The organism is Acinetobacter sp. CIP 64.2 (assembly GCF_000369645.1).
Classification (GTDB): domain Bacteria; phylum Pseudomonadota; class Gammaproteobacteria; order Pseudomonadales; family Moraxellaceae; genus Acinetobacter.
This window is the reverse complement of record NZ_KB850122.1, coordinates 645096-658288: the sequence shown is the minus strand read 5'-3', so window position 1 is coordinate 658288 and position 13193 is coordinate 645096. Positions and strand designations below refer to the sequence as shown.

General features: G+C 39.8%; 16 protein-coding genes. 15 read left to right on the top strand and 1 reads right to left on the bottom strand.

From position 1 onward, the window contains the following. The first annotated feature begins 31 nt into the window (after positions 1-31). From F895_RS07980 to F895_RS08040, 13 genes are all read left to right on the top strand, one after another. Positions 32-1045, top strand: a complete 1014-nt coding sequence (locus tag F895_RS07980; protein WP_005241900.1) for an aminoglycoside phosphotransferase family protein — start codon at positions 32-34, stop codon at positions 1043-1045. Continuing rightward, a complete protein-coding gene (murU, locus tag F895_RS07985; RefSeq protein WP_005241899.1) occupies positions 1045-1734 on the top strand; it encodes an N-acetylmuramate alpha-1-phosphate uridylyltransferase MurU in 690 nt (229 codons plus the stop codon). The genes F895_RS07980 and murU overlap by 1 nt, the downstream gene beginning before the upstream one ends. 240 nt (positions 1735-1974) lie before the next feature. Continuing rightward, complete coding sequence (gene rsmG, locus F895_RS07990) at positions 1975-2610, top strand: 16S rRNA (guanine(527)-N(7))-methyltransferase RsmG (RefSeq protein ID WP_005241898.1); 636 nt, start codon at positions 1975-1977, stop codon at positions 2608-2610. 18 nt (positions 2611-2628) lie between these two features. Beyond that, a complete protein-coding gene (locus tag F895_RS07995; protein ID WP_005241897.1) occupies positions 2629-3411 on the top strand; it encodes a ParA family protein in 783 nt (260 codons plus the stop codon). Further along, the gene (locus F895_RS08000) at positions 3408-4295 is read left to right on the top strand and encodes a ParB/RepB/Spo0J family partition protein (RefSeq protein ID WP_005241896.1); all 888 of its coding nucleotides are present in this window, start codon (positions 3408-3410) and stop codon (positions 4293-4295) included. Before F895_RS07995 ends, F895_RS08000 begins: the two co-directional genes overlap by 4 nt. 100 nt (positions 4296-4395) lie before the next feature. Then, entirely contained in the window at positions 4396-5025 is a 630-nt protein-coding gene (locus tag F895_RS08005; protein ID WP_005241895.1) for a MotA/TolQ/ExbB proton channel family protein, read from the top strand. A 14-nt stretch (positions 5026-5039) separates the two neighbouring features. Continuing rightward, positions 5040-5468, top strand: coding sequence for an ExbD/TolR family protein (locus F895_RS08010; RefSeq protein ID WP_005241894.1), 429 nt, complete (start codon positions 5040-5042; stop codon positions 5466-5468). Continuing rightward, positions 5465-7192, top strand: a complete 1728-nt coding sequence (gene msbA, locus F895_RS08015) for a lipid A export permease/ATP-binding protein MsbA (protein WP_005241893.1) — start codon at positions 5465-5467, stop codon at positions 7190-7192. Before F895_RS08010 ends, msbA begins: the two co-directional genes overlap by 4 nt. Before the next feature lie 2 nt (positions 7193-7194). Continuing rightward, positions 7195-8202, top strand: coding sequence for a tetraacyldisaccharide 4'-kinase (gene lpxK / locus F895_RS08020; RefSeq protein ID WP_005241892.1), 1008 nt, complete (start codon positions 7195-7197; stop codon positions 8200-8202). Positions 8203-8211: 9 nt separating this feature from the next. Beyond that, positions 8212-8973, top strand: a complete 762-nt coding sequence (gene kdsB, locus F895_RS08025; RefSeq protein WP_005241891.1) for a 3-deoxy-manno-octulosonate cytidylyltransferase — start codon at positions 8212-8214, stop codon at positions 8971-8973. Positions 8974-8975: 2 nt separating this feature from the next. After that, entirely contained in the window at positions 8976-9959 is a 984-nt protein-coding gene (locus F895_RS08030) for a hypothetical protein (protein WP_005241890.1), read from the top strand. Positions 9960-10142: 183 nt separating this feature from the next. Further along, the gene (locus F895_RS08035; RefSeq protein ID WP_005241889.1) at positions 10143-10448 is read left to right on the top strand and encodes a hypothetical protein; all 306 of its coding nucleotides are present in this window, start codon (positions 10143-10145) and stop codon (positions 10446-10448) included. Positions 10449-10604: 156 nt separating this feature from the next. Then, complete coding sequence (locus F895_RS08040) at positions 10605-11114, top strand: hypothetical protein (RefSeq protein ID WP_005241888.1); 510 nt, start codon at positions 10605-10607, stop codon at positions 11112-11114. Positions 11115-11169: 55 nt separating this feature from the next. Here the strand turns inward: F895_RS08040 and F895_RS08045 are convergent, their stop codons facing one another. Further along, entirely contained in the window at positions 11170-11532 is a 363-nt protein-coding gene (locus F895_RS08045; RefSeq protein ID WP_227501365.1) for a hypothetical protein, read from the bottom strand. Positions 11533-12016: 484 nt separating this feature from the next. On the opposite strand from F895_RS08045, the gene F895_RS08050 reads away from it, so the two are divergent. After that, a complete protein-coding gene (locus F895_RS08050) occupies positions 12017-12361 on the top strand; it encodes a PilZ domain-containing protein (RefSeq protein ID WP_005241886.1) in 345 nt (114 codons plus the stop codon). Between the two features lie 24 nt (positions 12362-12385). Beyond that, entirely contained in the window at positions 12386-13159 is a 774-nt protein-coding gene (locus F895_RS08055; RefSeq protein WP_005241885.1) for a TatD family hydrolase, read from the top strand. Positions 13160-13193 lie beyond the last annotated feature (34 nt).

The following is a 13193-nucleotide window of genomic DNA, read 5'->3' as shown; positions in this document are numbered from 1 at the left end:
AAATCTCAGCTAGTTTTAGATTTTATTGCAAATGAATACACAACGTGAACAATTGATACAAACTTGGCTTCAAGCCACTCTCCAATCTGATCAATTTGAGATCAATTTTTTAGCAGGAGATGCAAGCTTTCGTCGTTATGCGCGAATTGGATTACAAAACAAAACATACATGCTTATGGATGCGCCTCCTGAAAAAGAAGATTGTGCACCATTTGTAAGTATTGATGAGTTTTTTGACAAACATGGTGTGCGTGTTCCGCATATTATTGCGAAAGACTTAGCACATGGTCTGTTATTGCTGGAAGATTTTGGTGATGTTGTACTTTCTACACTGCTCACAGATCACACGGTTGATCAGTACTACGCACAAAGCTTTAAGCAGTTAATAGCGTTGCAACAGGTCGATGGTCATGGGCAATTGCCAGCTTATTCATACGAAAAGTTAATGACTGAAATGCGTTTGCTAACGGACTGGATGTTACCTTCACTGAACATTCAACCGACAGAGCAGCAATTGGAAACAATTGAACAGGCATTTGATTTCCTTGCCATTGAAGCAACTCAACAACCACAAGTGATTGTACATCGTGATTTTCACAGTCGTAACTTGATGAAAATTGAAAATGAGCAAGAGCTTGGCGTGATTGATTTTCAGGATGCCGTGATTGGTGCGGATACCTATGATTTGATTTCGATTACACGTGATGCGTATGTACAGTGGAATGCTGAGCGTGTATATGAGTGGTTTGAGGTGTTTTATAACTTATTACCCGCGGCAGCAAAAGAAAACCGTAGTTTTGAGCAATTCAAGCGAGATGCGGACTTGATGGCAATTCAGCGCCATTTGAAAATTTTAGGTATCTTTGTACGCCTGTTTGAACGTGATGGTAAATCTGGCTATTTAAAAGATTTACCACGTGTGATGTGGTATTTGCTTGAAGAAAGCCAAGGCTATGATGAACTGAATGATTTCATGCAGTTTATCCGTGATGTAGTCATGCCGAAATTTATTGCAAAATATGGTGATTACGAGGTTGCAGCATAATGAAAGCCATGATTCTAGCTGCAGGCTTGGGTAATCGCATGCGGCCTTTAACATTACATACCCCTAAACCTTTACTTGAGGTTGGTGGGAAACCACTGATTGTCTGGCATATCGAGAAACTTAAAGCGATTGGCGTGACTGAGATCGTGATTAATACGGCTTGGTTGGCTGACAAGCTCGTGGCGGCGCTTGGTGATGGTTCGCAATTTGGTGTGACGATCTTATGGTCGCATGAAGGCGAGGGGCTGGAAACGGCAGGTGGCATCATTAATGCTTTACCTTTGCTGGGTGATCAGCCTTTTATCTTGGTGAATGGTGATGTCTGGACCACGATGGACTTTTCTTCATTGCTCAGTGTTCAGTTAGATGGTAAGCAAGCACATTTGGTGCTGGTGGAGAATCCACCACAGCATTTGAAAGGTGATTTTATTCTTGCGAATAATCTAGCTTATACTTTTGAGCAGGAACAGTTTGGTGAGGCATTAACTTATAGTGGTGTTGCGATATTTGATCCACAGATGTTTAATGGATTGGAAAACGGTAAACGGCCTTTAGCACCATTACTGAAACAAGCGATGCAACAGCAGCAGGTTTCAGCTGAAAAGATGCAGGCAATTTGGGTGGATGTTGGTACACCAGAGCGTTTGCAACAACTGGATCAGCAAATCCAACAAGGTGTATTTGCATAAGGTTATGGCTTGTTTATGGCATTTTAGCCGATAGCACAATGCACGGCTGAAATGTCAATAGCCCTAAGAAAAATGCTTTGTCTATCTGTGATTTGCATAAGAACAGACAAAAAATTAGCGGATTGTGCAGTTTATCATGCTTGTAAATGTTTAACTGCATAATCGTTCAACAAGTCCTACTGTGCCTTGTATCAGAAATCGGTATACTGCACAGCAAATTTATCGAGATGTTGCACTGTTATGCATCCTTTTTTTCAAGAATTAAAGCAAGGTAGTCAAGCTCTAGGTTTAAACCTGAGTGAGGATAGCCTAACACTCTTATTGAAATATCAAGATGCTCTCGTGCTGTGGAATAAGGCCTACAACTTAACGGCGATTCGTGAGCCGAAAGAAATGTTGGTTAAACATTTGTTGGATAGTTTAAGTATCTTAAATGATTTACCACAAGGCCGTTTACTGGATGTTGGGACAGGTGGCGGAATGCCGGGCATGATCATTGCTTTGTGTCAGCCAGAACGTTCTTGTGTATTATTGGATTCAAATGGGAAAAAAATTCGTTTCCTGAAGCAGTTTATTGCTGATTTGAAATTGAAAAATGTTATTGCTGTGCAAACACGTGTTGAAAATGAAGACAGCATTGGCGAGTTGGGGCAGTTTGATGTGATTACCAGCCGGGCATTTGCTTCGTTGACTGACTTTGTGGATGCGGCACAACCTTATATGCATGAGCAGAGTATTATTGCTGCAATGAAAGGCTTGGTGCCAGCGGATGAAGTTGAACAGATGAAAGATGAGTATTCATGTAAGATCATTGAACTTCGTGTGCCGAGATTAGATGAACAACGTCATTTACTTTTACTTCAACGCATTCAATAAAAATATTAAGAGGAAGTCATGGCTCAAATTATTGCGATTGCAAACCAAAAAGGTGGTGTCGGAAAAACCACGACAGCAGTCAACCTTGCTGCTTCTTTGGCGATCTTGAAAAAACGTGTCTTGTTGGTCGACATGGACTCGCAAGGGAATGCCACCATGGGGTCTGGTATTCAAAAGAATGATTTACTTTATTCTGTGACCGATGTGTTGTTGGGTGAAGTGCCGATTGAAACTGCCATTCAAAAAGCAGAAGTGGGTTATAAAGTACTTGGGGCAAACCGAGAGCTTGCTGGCGTAGAGTTGGCGATTGCAGAGCAGGAAGGACGAGAGTTTATTCTTAAAAATGCATTGCAAGAGGTCGATGCTGCCTTTGACTATATTATAGTGGATTGTGCACCAAGCTTAAGCCTGATTACGGTGAATGCCTTAGCTGCGGTTAATGGTGTGATTATTCCAATGCAATGCGAATATTATGCCTTGGAAGGTTTGGCTGATCTCACTCAAACGATTGATCGTATACAAAAAGCCCTTAATCCAAACTTGGAAATTGTTGGGGTATTACGTACCATGTATGATGCTCGGAATGCATTGACACGTGATGTGTCAGCAGAGCTGGAGCAATATTTTGGTAAAAAGTTATATGAAACGGTCATTCCCCGAAATATTCGTTTGGCAGAAGCGCCCGCGCATGGGTTGCCAGTGATTTATTTTGAGAAAAGTTCTAAAGGCGCTGTTTCATATTTGAACCTAGCCGCTGAAATGTTGAAGAAAAGTAAAGTGAAAAAAGGAAGTGCGGTATGAGCATCAAAAAACGCGGATTGGCTAAAGGTCGTGGTTTAGATGCGCTATTGGGTTCAATTCAAAAAGAAAAATTGCAACTTGAAGCACAAGCCTTGGATCATGGTCAACTCAAGCAAATTGATGTCAATTTATTGAAGCGTGGCGAATACCAACCACGTCGCTTTATTCAAGAACAAGATTTACAAGAGCTTGCCGCATCGATTGAAAAACATGGCGTGATGCAACCGATTGTGATTCGTCCTGTCGACGATGAACAACACCCCTATGAAATTATTGCAGGTGAGCGACGCTGGCGTGCGGCACAATTAGCAGGGTTAACAGAAATTCCTGCAATTGTGCGTGACTTAAATGATCAAGTCGCGATTGCTTTGGCATTGATCGAAAATATTCAACGTCAAGATTTGAATCCGATTGACCAAGCGGTGGCTCTACAACGTTTCCATGATGAGTTTGGTTTGAGCCATCAAGAAATTGCAGATACTGTTGGCAAAGCGCGTACGACAGTCAGTAACTTATTACGTTTACTCAGCTTGGCAGATCCAATTAAAGATTTGATGCAACAAGGTCAGATTGATATGGGACATGCCCGTGCTATTTTAGCTTTGAAAGCAAAAGATCAAATTGCGGTTGCACAGATCGTGATTGAAAAAGGTTTGTCGGTACGACAGACTGAACAGTTAGTTCGTGAGTGGAGTGAACCAAAACCTGAAAAAGAAAAGGTTCAGGTATCTCCTGATATTGAACAGTTGACTCTGAAGCTGTCAGAGCGTTTCGGGGCAAATGTGAAAATTGACCATAACCAAAAAGGTAAAGGGAAAATGGTCATTCATTACCACTCATTGGATGAGTTGGATGGAATCCTCAATATTTGTTTACCTAACTAGTATTAAGGATTGGGTTCCTTTATCGGGTCTGTAAAGATAATTGAATGATGAACGAATCCTGTTCCATCCTTTTATATTTTAAATATTATTGGGGAATAATATGTGGGAACTTGTGAAAGCGGGTGGTTGGTTAATGCTGCCCCTTATTCTCTCATCAATTTTTACGGTTGCCATTGCACTTGAACGATACATTCGTTTAAAACGGTCACAAGTTTTACCGCAAGTTTTGCTTATCAGTGGTTCTGATGCCGAGTCAGTGATTCAACATTTACAACAACAGGAAGCATCAAAAAGCCCGTTAGGTCGTATTTTAAAAGCAGGTTATGACCATCAAGATCAGGGTGAGCAATTTGCGCGTGCTCAGATGGAAGCAACCGCATCTCAAGAGATTAGTCATCTTGAAAAAAATATTAACTTCTTGGGAACTTTGAGCGCGATTGCTCCTTTGTTGGGTTTGCTGGGAACAGTGCTCGGGATTATTGAATCTTTTTTAGTGATTGATGTCGGTTCAGCGGGTAATGCCAGTATGATGATGCCTGGTATTTCCAAAGCTTTAATTACGACTGCTGTAGGGATGCTGATTGCGATTCCTGCAATGATTGCTTATCGTTATTTTCAACGAGTAGTGCATGAGTATGTTGCCGAATTGGAACAGCAATCAACACTATTTCATGCTGCACTTTTTTATAAGAAAGCAGCTTATGCACATGAACATCGTCGTGCAAGCTAAGCCGAGGTGTTCATATGAAATTTAAACGCTCTCAAGTTGAAGATATTCATATCAATTTGACACCAATGATTGACTGTATGTTATTTATTTTGGTGTTTTTATTATTATCGACGACATTTAGTCAGCAAAGTCGTATAAATCTGACATTACCCGATGCACAAGGTGTTCCGCCTAAACAATTCGATCACAAAATTGAAATCATGGTAGACTCCACAGGACATTATTCTGTTAATGGTCAAGCTTTATCAAGCAAGGATATTGCTGATTTAAGCACGGCTATCAAGCAGATTGCACAAGATCGTCGTGATTTTATGTTCATTATTGCGGCTGATGCCAAAGCTGCGCATCAAGACGTGATTCGCGTGATGGATGTTGCCGGTCAACTCGGTTTTGTTAACGTCAATATCAGCACCAAGGTTCCAACAAGAGGTTTTACTGAGTGAATCAGGATTTTAAGGTTTATGTCCGTTTAATATCGTATTTAAAATCTTATTGGGGCGTTGCCTTATTAGTCTTGCTTGGTTTCGGAATCAATGCAGCGACAGAAGTTTCTGTGGCAAAATTGTTGAAGTACATTATTGATGCCATTCAAGAAGGTAGCCGAACAAATCTGGATTGGTTTCCAGCACTAATTGTTTTATTGATGTTTTTCCGTGGTTTTGGTCTATTTCTCGGTGGTTACTTTTCTGCGGTGATTTCACGCAGTTTGGTGTTTAGCATTCGCCAGGAAGTTTATGCAAAACTTTTAAGGCTCCCATCACAATATTATCTTGATAACAGTGCGGGTCATATCAGTGCGAAACTGATGTATAACGTAGAGCAGTTAACAGCAGCGTCTTCCGAATCTCTGCAAACATTGATTAAAGATGGTTTGATTGTTGTTGGTTTATTGAGTTATTTACTTTATACCAATTGGCGTTTAACCCTATGTATTGTGGTTTTTATGCCATTTATTGGTTTGCTGGTGAGAATTGCATCGAAAAAGATGCGGAAACTGTCGATCCAGGTCCAAAATACCATGGGCGATGTCAACCACGTGGTACAAGAAACCATTACAGGAAACTCTGTTGTAAAGAGTTTTACCGGTGAAGCGTTTGAACAGAAGCGTTTTTATAAGTCTTCTGAGGAGAACCTGCGCCGCGGTTTAAAAATGGTGGTGGTACAGAATATTAATAGTCCGATCATTCAACTGTTATTGTCGATGGCAATGGCAATCATTTTGTGGTTGGCTCTACGTCCACAGGTATTGGGTGATACATCTGCAGGTGAGTTTGTCTCTTATATTACTGCAGCAGGTTTAATTTCAAAACCAGTAAAAAACTTAACTGATATCAATGAAAAGCTACAACGTGGTTTAGCCGCAGCACATTCCGTATTTGAATTGCTGGATATGCCTGAAGAAGTCAATAACGGACAGCTTAAACCAGTCTTACACGGTAATATTAAATTTGAGCATGCGAATCTGCGTTATGAAGATGGCACGCATGCAATTAAAGACTTCTCTTTGGATATCAAGGCAGGACAAACTATTGCATTGGTAGGACGGTCTGGCGCAGGAAAAACCTCACTGGTGAATATGTTGCCACGCTTTCAAGAGTTAAGCGAAGGGCAAATTTATTTTGATAATATTCCTGTTCAAGATATTGAATTGTCGTATTTGCGGTCACAAATTTCGACAGTGAATCAACAGGTCGTACTTTTTAACCGTTCAGTGCGTGATAATATTGCTTATGGTCAGCTACAAGATGCGACTGATGAACAGGTTGTTGCAGCCGCTAAAGCAGCATTTGCACATGATTTTATCATGAACTTGCCACAAGGTTATGACACGATTCTTGGGGCACAAGGCCTGAATTTGTCAGGTGGTCAGCGTCAGCGTATCGCAATTGCAAGGGCGATTTTAAAAGATTCTCCGATCTTGATTTTGGATGAAGCGACCAGTGCACTCGATAATGAATCTGAATATTTCATCCAACAGGCATTTGATGAAGCCATGCAAGGACGTACTACAATTGTAATTGCACATCGTCTTTCAACAGTTGAAAATGCAGATATGATCGTAGTCATGGATAAAGGGCAAATTATTGAACAAGGGACACATGCTGAATTGCTTGCCAAGCATGGTATGTACTATCAACTACATCAACGTAATTTTGAGGAAAATTAAGCATGTCGATGGCACAGCGGATTCAGGATGCTTGGAATGATCAGGCTTCGTGGTTAGTGCTGTTGCGCCCATTGTCATGGTTATATCGACTCGGTTTTTGTGCGAATCAGGCGCTGTATCAACATGGAATTAAGCCTGTTTATCAAGCGCCAGTGCCTGTTATGGTGATTGGAAACATTACAGTTGGTGGTAGTGGTAAAACACCGTTATTGATCCAGTTGGTTAAGTACTTACAACAGCATCATTTAAAAGTTGGAGTAATTAGCCGTGGTTATGGTGGCACAGGCCCATTTCCACTTTTGGTGACGAAGGGTTCAGAACCTGAGGCTACAGGGGATGAACCTTGTCTGATCGTACAATCGACCGGTGTAGCGATGGCTGTTGGGCCAAACCGACAAGCTGCTATTGAGTTGCTTCTTGAAAATGAAAAACTTGATCTAATTATTAGTGACGACGGCCTGCAACATTGGGCTTTAGCGCGGCAAATCGAATGGATTGTATTGGATCAGAATCGTGGTTTAGGCAATGAAAAACTCTTACCTGAAGGATATTTGCGTGAGCCCAAATCACGCTTAAAAAAAAGCACCGTGATTGCACATACTAAAACTGCACAAGCACAAAGAAATATGCATTTAGCAGTTGGGGAACCTTATCTGTTAAATCCTGATGTAGAGACGAAATGGTTTGATGCCAGTCAGTACTTTAATGCAGTTGTTGGCATCGGCTTTCCACAGCGTTTTTATCAAACTCTGAATACCTTGAAGGTGCAGCAATATCAGGCCCATGAGTTTCCAGATCATCATGATTATGAGATTGCTGATCTAACTTTCGATAATCATGATGCGATTATTACCACTGAGAAAGATGCGGTAAAGTTCAAGGCATTATTAAAGCAAAACTCTGAATTTAATATTCCAATCTGGGTTGTACCCGTTGAGGCTGTTTTATCATCTGATTGCTATGATTTGCTGAAGTCGCAACTACAGCAAGTTGGTATTCAATTTTCTTAGAGAGCGACCATGAAACATATTGTTATTCCGGCTCGTTTTGCGAGTTCTCGCCTGCCTGCAAAACCCTTATTGCTTATTCATGGCCGCCCAATGATTTTGCGTGTGGTTGATCAAGCCAAAAAAGTTGCTGGCTTTGATGACCTTTGTGTAGCGACAGATGATGAGCGGATTGCAGAAGTATGCCGTGCAGAAGGGGTTGATGTGGTCATCACCAGTACAGAGCATCCTTCAGGTACAGACCGTTTAAGTGAGGTTGCGCGTCTGAAGGGATGGTTGCAAGATGATATTATCGTCAATGTACAGGGTGATGAGCCATTGCTACCAGCACAGCTTGTTCAGCAGGTTAGCCAACTTTTGGTCGACAATCCGCAGTGCTCAATGTCAACACTATGTGAACCGATTCATCAGCTGGATGAGTTTCAGCGAGATAGTATTGTCAAAGTGGTCATGAGCAAGCGTAATGAGGCGCTATATTTTAGCCGTGCCACTATTCCATATGATCGTGATGGTGCGAAACAGGCTGAGCTAACACTACATGATCAAGCTTTTCGTCACTTAGGTTTATATGCTTATCGCGTTAAATTACTGCAAGAGTATGTCACTTGGGAACAGGGGCATCTTGAGAAATTAGAAAGTCTAGAGCAACTGCGTGTACTTGAAAATGGTCATCGTATTGCCATAGCCGTTGCAGAAGCCAATTTACCACCAGGCGTTGATACGCAAGCGGATCTGGATCGATTAAACACTATGCCTGTGAGTGCCTTTCAATAATTATGGTCGATATTCAATCTACGGTGAAATATCCTTGGCATACCCAAACATGGGAATTGTTAACTACACGGTTTCCTGAGCTTGGGCACGGCCTTTTGTTTTATGGAAAGCAAGGCTGCGCAAAAAAAGAGTTTGCGGCGCGATTTGTGGCTTGGGTTCTTTGTTTGAATAAGCAAGTGCAGGCTGCTTGTGGTGAATGTACGAGTTGCCAATGGTTAAAGTCTGACACTCACCCAAATTATGTGCATATCACCACGGATGAAGAGAATAAAAAGCAAAATGCTAAAATTAAAATTGAAAAGATTCGAGATTTACTCCCATTTGTTCAGCAAACAGGAGAAGGTTGGCGTGTTGTCGTTATTGAGCCTGCTGAAGCATTAAATACGGCCTCGGCCAATGCATTACTTAAGACGTTGGAGGAACCTGGCGAGAAAGTGGTACTGATCTTATTGGCTGATCATTACTTAAAACTTCCAGCAACGATTCGAAGTCGATTACAGCATTTTGCTTTAGATCGATTAACGATCTCAGATGCACAAGCATTTATAAAACAGCAAATTCCTGAAATTAGTGCTGAGCAAGTTTCTTTATTGCTGAACCTTGCCAATGATATGCCTTTAACGGCTATTGAAATTGAAAAGAGTGAATGGCTACAGAAACGTGCCTTATTTCTACAGGATTGGCTTAAGTTGGTTGCCGAAAAGAATATGCCTTTAAACTATTCAAATAAGTGGTCTAAAGAATTAAATTTCGCTGAATGGATAACTATGTTTGAATATCTGTTAGGGGATTTGATTAGTTTAAAGTTGAATCAATCATTAAAGAATGATGATTTGGATTTTAAGCCACTGGCTGAGTTTTATAGTTTAGAGACACTCTTTACGATTTATTCTGATTTACAGAAGAAAAAGTTAATGATTGAGCAAAATGTACAAACCCAATTGGTTATGGATGAGTTGTTTATTCAGCTAATGAACGTTGGTTAAGTTGGTTTAAAAAATATTTTAATTAAATTTATATGCTTAGCTCTGTTTTCTAATCTGTGGAGCTATCTTTGTGGTGATTATGTAAGCTTTGTATATAAATTGTTCTTCGCTCTTTAATCCTTATAAAATGTATATAAAATGTGAGTTACTTCACAATAATATTAAAAAACAAGGAATATAGAGATGAAAATAACATTTATCGCGTTTGCTTTATCATTTTTAATGATACCAAGCATTGTAAGGGCAGAACCAAAATTTGTATCAAATATTAATGGCTCTTCATTTGTGATTAATGCTTCAAATATAGGATCTCAGGCCTATGAATGTATTTATAACTATTCTTTCAATCATGATCGTGGCTCAGTAGCGAATCAGTTTAGTGGTAAATTTTATATTGAAGCTGGGGTGAATAATATTTCAGTCATTTCAAGAAATACTGATCGAATGATTAGCACCTTGGATTTTGATTATAAATGTACCGAAAAATAGAAAATTCTTTTTTTGATTTTTAGGAAAGAGCTGCTCATACGGGTGGCTTTTTTTATTGGAAAAATCTCCTTAGTCGAGTGTTAAAAATTCACATTTTTAAGTAAATATGTTATTTTTTCACATGGCGTTTTGCTAGATATGCTAGGGAATTGAGATATGCAAATAAAAACACTTTTAGTCGCTTTAGGCTGTCTGTCATTGAGTGCTTGTCAGACTTTGGATTCAGCAATGTCAGCAACGGATGGAATTTTAAATAAAACTGGAGATATTTTGAGTGGAGACTTCCGTGGCTTAGGGCCTGCTAAGAAGGCAACTCTGTCAGAAATTTGGAGAGATTGGCAACAGAATGAAATTACAGCAAAGCGAAAGTGGGATGCACAGCGTCTTGAAGTACCTGGAATCATTACACGTATTACTAAAACAGGTGAGGTGATTTCCCAAAACCAGATTGCGATTATCTTTAAAGATCCAAGTAATGCTAAATGTAAAGGACAGGGGCTGACTCGTGATGATTTAAAAGTAAATACCGATAAAATTAGTAATTTAAAGGTAGGTGATCGAATTACCGTGACGGGTGTGTTGGGGACCACTGAATCAAAATGGGCAACTCAAGGTGAATGTTGGTTCTCTTTTGATAAAGCTGAAATTGTTAAAGCATCAAAATAGTGAATGTGATAGATATAGCAAGCAGGCCTTGCTATATCTCATTGAAATCATTGTCTTATGGGTTGAATTTTCCATTCTCATCTTGATGCTCTGCTGCAATGGGTGTATGGTAAATTAGATTCAACTGATTGTTTTTGAGTAGATAGAATTTTTTGGCATAAATGTCTTTTCCATTCACTTTGACAGAACCATGTGTGATCAATAGCAAACTGTTGGGTTGGGTATCAATCAATTTTTCTCCGGTTTCGCCTCCGAATGTCTGTAAAATTTTACCAGTTTTTTTGCTAATTAAGGTGAGGCTATAACACATTGCACCACAGCCCCAACCAACTACTACATATTCTCCAGCATAATCTGGTCTTTCTGTTAGGCCTTGTGATAATCGTGTTCTAAATAAACGGGCATAGTCATCAGTCATATCCAGTTGAGCCGTGGGTCCTTTGTACATCCGAACAGGGTAGTCGGTAAATTTAGGTTATTTTTTCAAGTTTTCAGCATAGAGCATGGAGGTACTCAGCAAGTAAAAGCTACAAAATACCAATAGGCTTATTCTTTTCATGTTTAAACTCCTTTTGATTTAATATTTTCAGCTTTAATTGAGCTCAAAATATTGAAACAGGATTGAACAATTGTCATCTAGGCTTAAATATTTCTTTTTAGACTACATGGCTTGTTTAAATAAAGTTCGGATTGTCTACTTTACTCTGCTTTTACCTAAACATTATTTGTTGTTTGTTCGATTGTTTTCTATAATCAAGTGATAAATCGAGTATAGGTTTTTTACGGGCCAGTCACTAGAGTGTGTGTTATAAATCTACACAACTTTTGTAATATATTTAGATTTATCAATGGTATAAAATTATTAATGTTTTAATTAATTGAGTGTTTGACAGGGGAATGTTATGCAACCACAAATGATGGGCGGAATTATACAGGTTAATATTACTGACAAATCTACATTGCAATCTAGCTATATGCCTTTTGTATCGGGAGGGGGTTTATTTGTACCGACCAAACAGGCAGTTAAAATGGGACAAGAAGTGTTTGTATTGGCAACGTTGCCTGAGCAATCACAAAAGATTCCTCTCACAGGAAAAGTGATCTGGATTTCACATAAACAAACCCATTTTAAGCCACAAGGCTTTGCAATTCAGTTGGTTGGTGAAAAAGGTGTGTATTATAAAAATGAAGCTGAAAAGCTTCTTGCTGGTATGAAAGGCTTGGATCGTCCAAGCTATACGATGTAGTTGTTAAGAGAATAGGAAAAAAGAGTGTTTGTTGATACGCATTGCCATTTAACCATGTTGGATCTGACACCTTATAACGGTGATTTAGATCAGGCACTGGAGCAAGCTCGGCTTGCAGGTGTTTCCAAGTTCATGGGCATTTCAGTCGATTTGGATGATCATGTTAAATTGGCAGACATTGCGGCAAGACATGATGATGTTGGTTACTCAGTCGGTGTGCATCCTTGTGAAGATGAGCAGATTATGGCGCGTGCAACAACCGACTATCTTGTGAAGCTTGCACAATCAGATAAAGTCTGGGCATTGGGGGAAACGGGGTTGGACTATTACCATAGTACTGATTTCGTGGCTGAGCAAAAACGTTGCTTCGCACGCCATATTGAAGCGTCGAAAATTGTCAAAAAGCCTGTAGTGGTGCATACCCGAGCAGCGAAACACGATACAGTCGATATTATTCGGGCGGAACACTCTACACATGGTATTCTGCACTGCTTTACTGAAGATTGGGAAACTGCCAAAGCTGTTCTGGATTGTGGTTATTATATTTCCTTTTCAGGAATTGTCTCATTCAAAAATGCACAAGACTTGCGGGATGTTGCGAAACAGGTGCCACTTGATCGGTTACTGATTGAAACGGATAGTCCTTATTTGGCACCCGTTCCATACCGTGGTAAAACCAATGAACCGAAATACGTTCCTTTTGTAGCAAAAGCATTAAGTGATGTATATGATAAATCGGTTGAAGAGATTGGCAGGATTACAACACAAAATTTTGAGAATCTCTTAAATTTGAAATAAACGGTTTTGTTGTATTAGGAAAGAGAGTTATTAC

What these genes read in the sequence shown, in the direction of transcription:
- F895_RS08005 (WP_005241895.1), top strand. Translation starts at nt 4,396, where the DNA reads ATGTGGGAACTTGTGAAAGCGGGTGGTTGGTTAATGCTGCCCCTTATT.
- F895_RS08035 (WP_005241889.1), top strand. Translation starts at nt 10,143, where the DNA reads ATGAAAATAACATTTATCGCGTTTGCTTTATCATTTTTAATGATACCA.
- F895_RS07995 (WP_005241897.1), top strand. Translation starts at nt 2,629, where the DNA reads ATGGCTCAAATTATTGCGATTGCAAACCAAAAAGGTGGTGTCGGAAAA.
- F895_RS08045 (WP_227501365.1), bottom strand. Translation starts at nt 11,532, where the DNA reads ATGACTGATGACTATGCCCGTTTATTTAGAACACGATTATCACAAGGC.
- F895_RS08000 (WP_005241896.1), top strand. Translation starts at nt 3,408, where the DNA reads ATGAGCATCAAAAAACGCGGATTGGCTAAAGGTCGTGGTTTAGATGCG.
- kdsB (WP_005241891.1), top strand. Translation starts at nt 8,212, where the DNA reads ATGAAACATATTGTTATTCCGGCTCGTTTTGCGAGTTCTCGCCTGCCT.
- murU (WP_005241899.1), top strand. Translation starts at nt 1,045, where the DNA reads ATGAAAGCCATGATTCTAGCTGCAGGCTTGGGTAATCGCATGCGGCCT.
- F895_RS08030 (WP_005241890.1), top strand. Translation starts at nt 8,976, where the DNA reads ATGGTCGATATTCAATCTACGGTGAAATATCCTTGGCATACCCAAACA.
- F895_RS07980 (WP_005241900.1), top strand. Translation starts at nt 32, where the DNA reads ATGAATACACAACGTGAACAATTGATACAAACTTGGCTTCAAGCCACT.
- F895_RS08050 (WP_005241886.1), top strand. Translation starts at nt 12,017, where the DNA reads ATGCAACCACAAATGATGGGCGGAATTATACAGGTTAATATTACTGAC.
- lpxK (WP_005241892.1), top strand. Translation starts at nt 7,195, where the DNA reads ATGTCGATGGCACAGCGGATTCAGGATGCTTGGAATGATCAGGCTTCG.
- rsmG (WP_005241898.1), top strand. Translation starts at nt 1,975, where the DNA reads ATGCATCCTTTTTTTCAAGAATTAAAGCAAGGTAGTCAAGCTCTAGGT.
- F895_RS08010 (WP_005241894.1), top strand. Translation starts at nt 5,040, where the DNA reads ATGAAATTTAAACGCTCTCAAGTTGAAGATATTCATATCAATTTGACA.
- F895_RS08040 (WP_005241888.1), top strand. Translation starts at nt 10,605, where the DNA reads ATGCAAATAAAAACACTTTTAGTCGCTTTAGGCTGTCTGTCATTGAGT.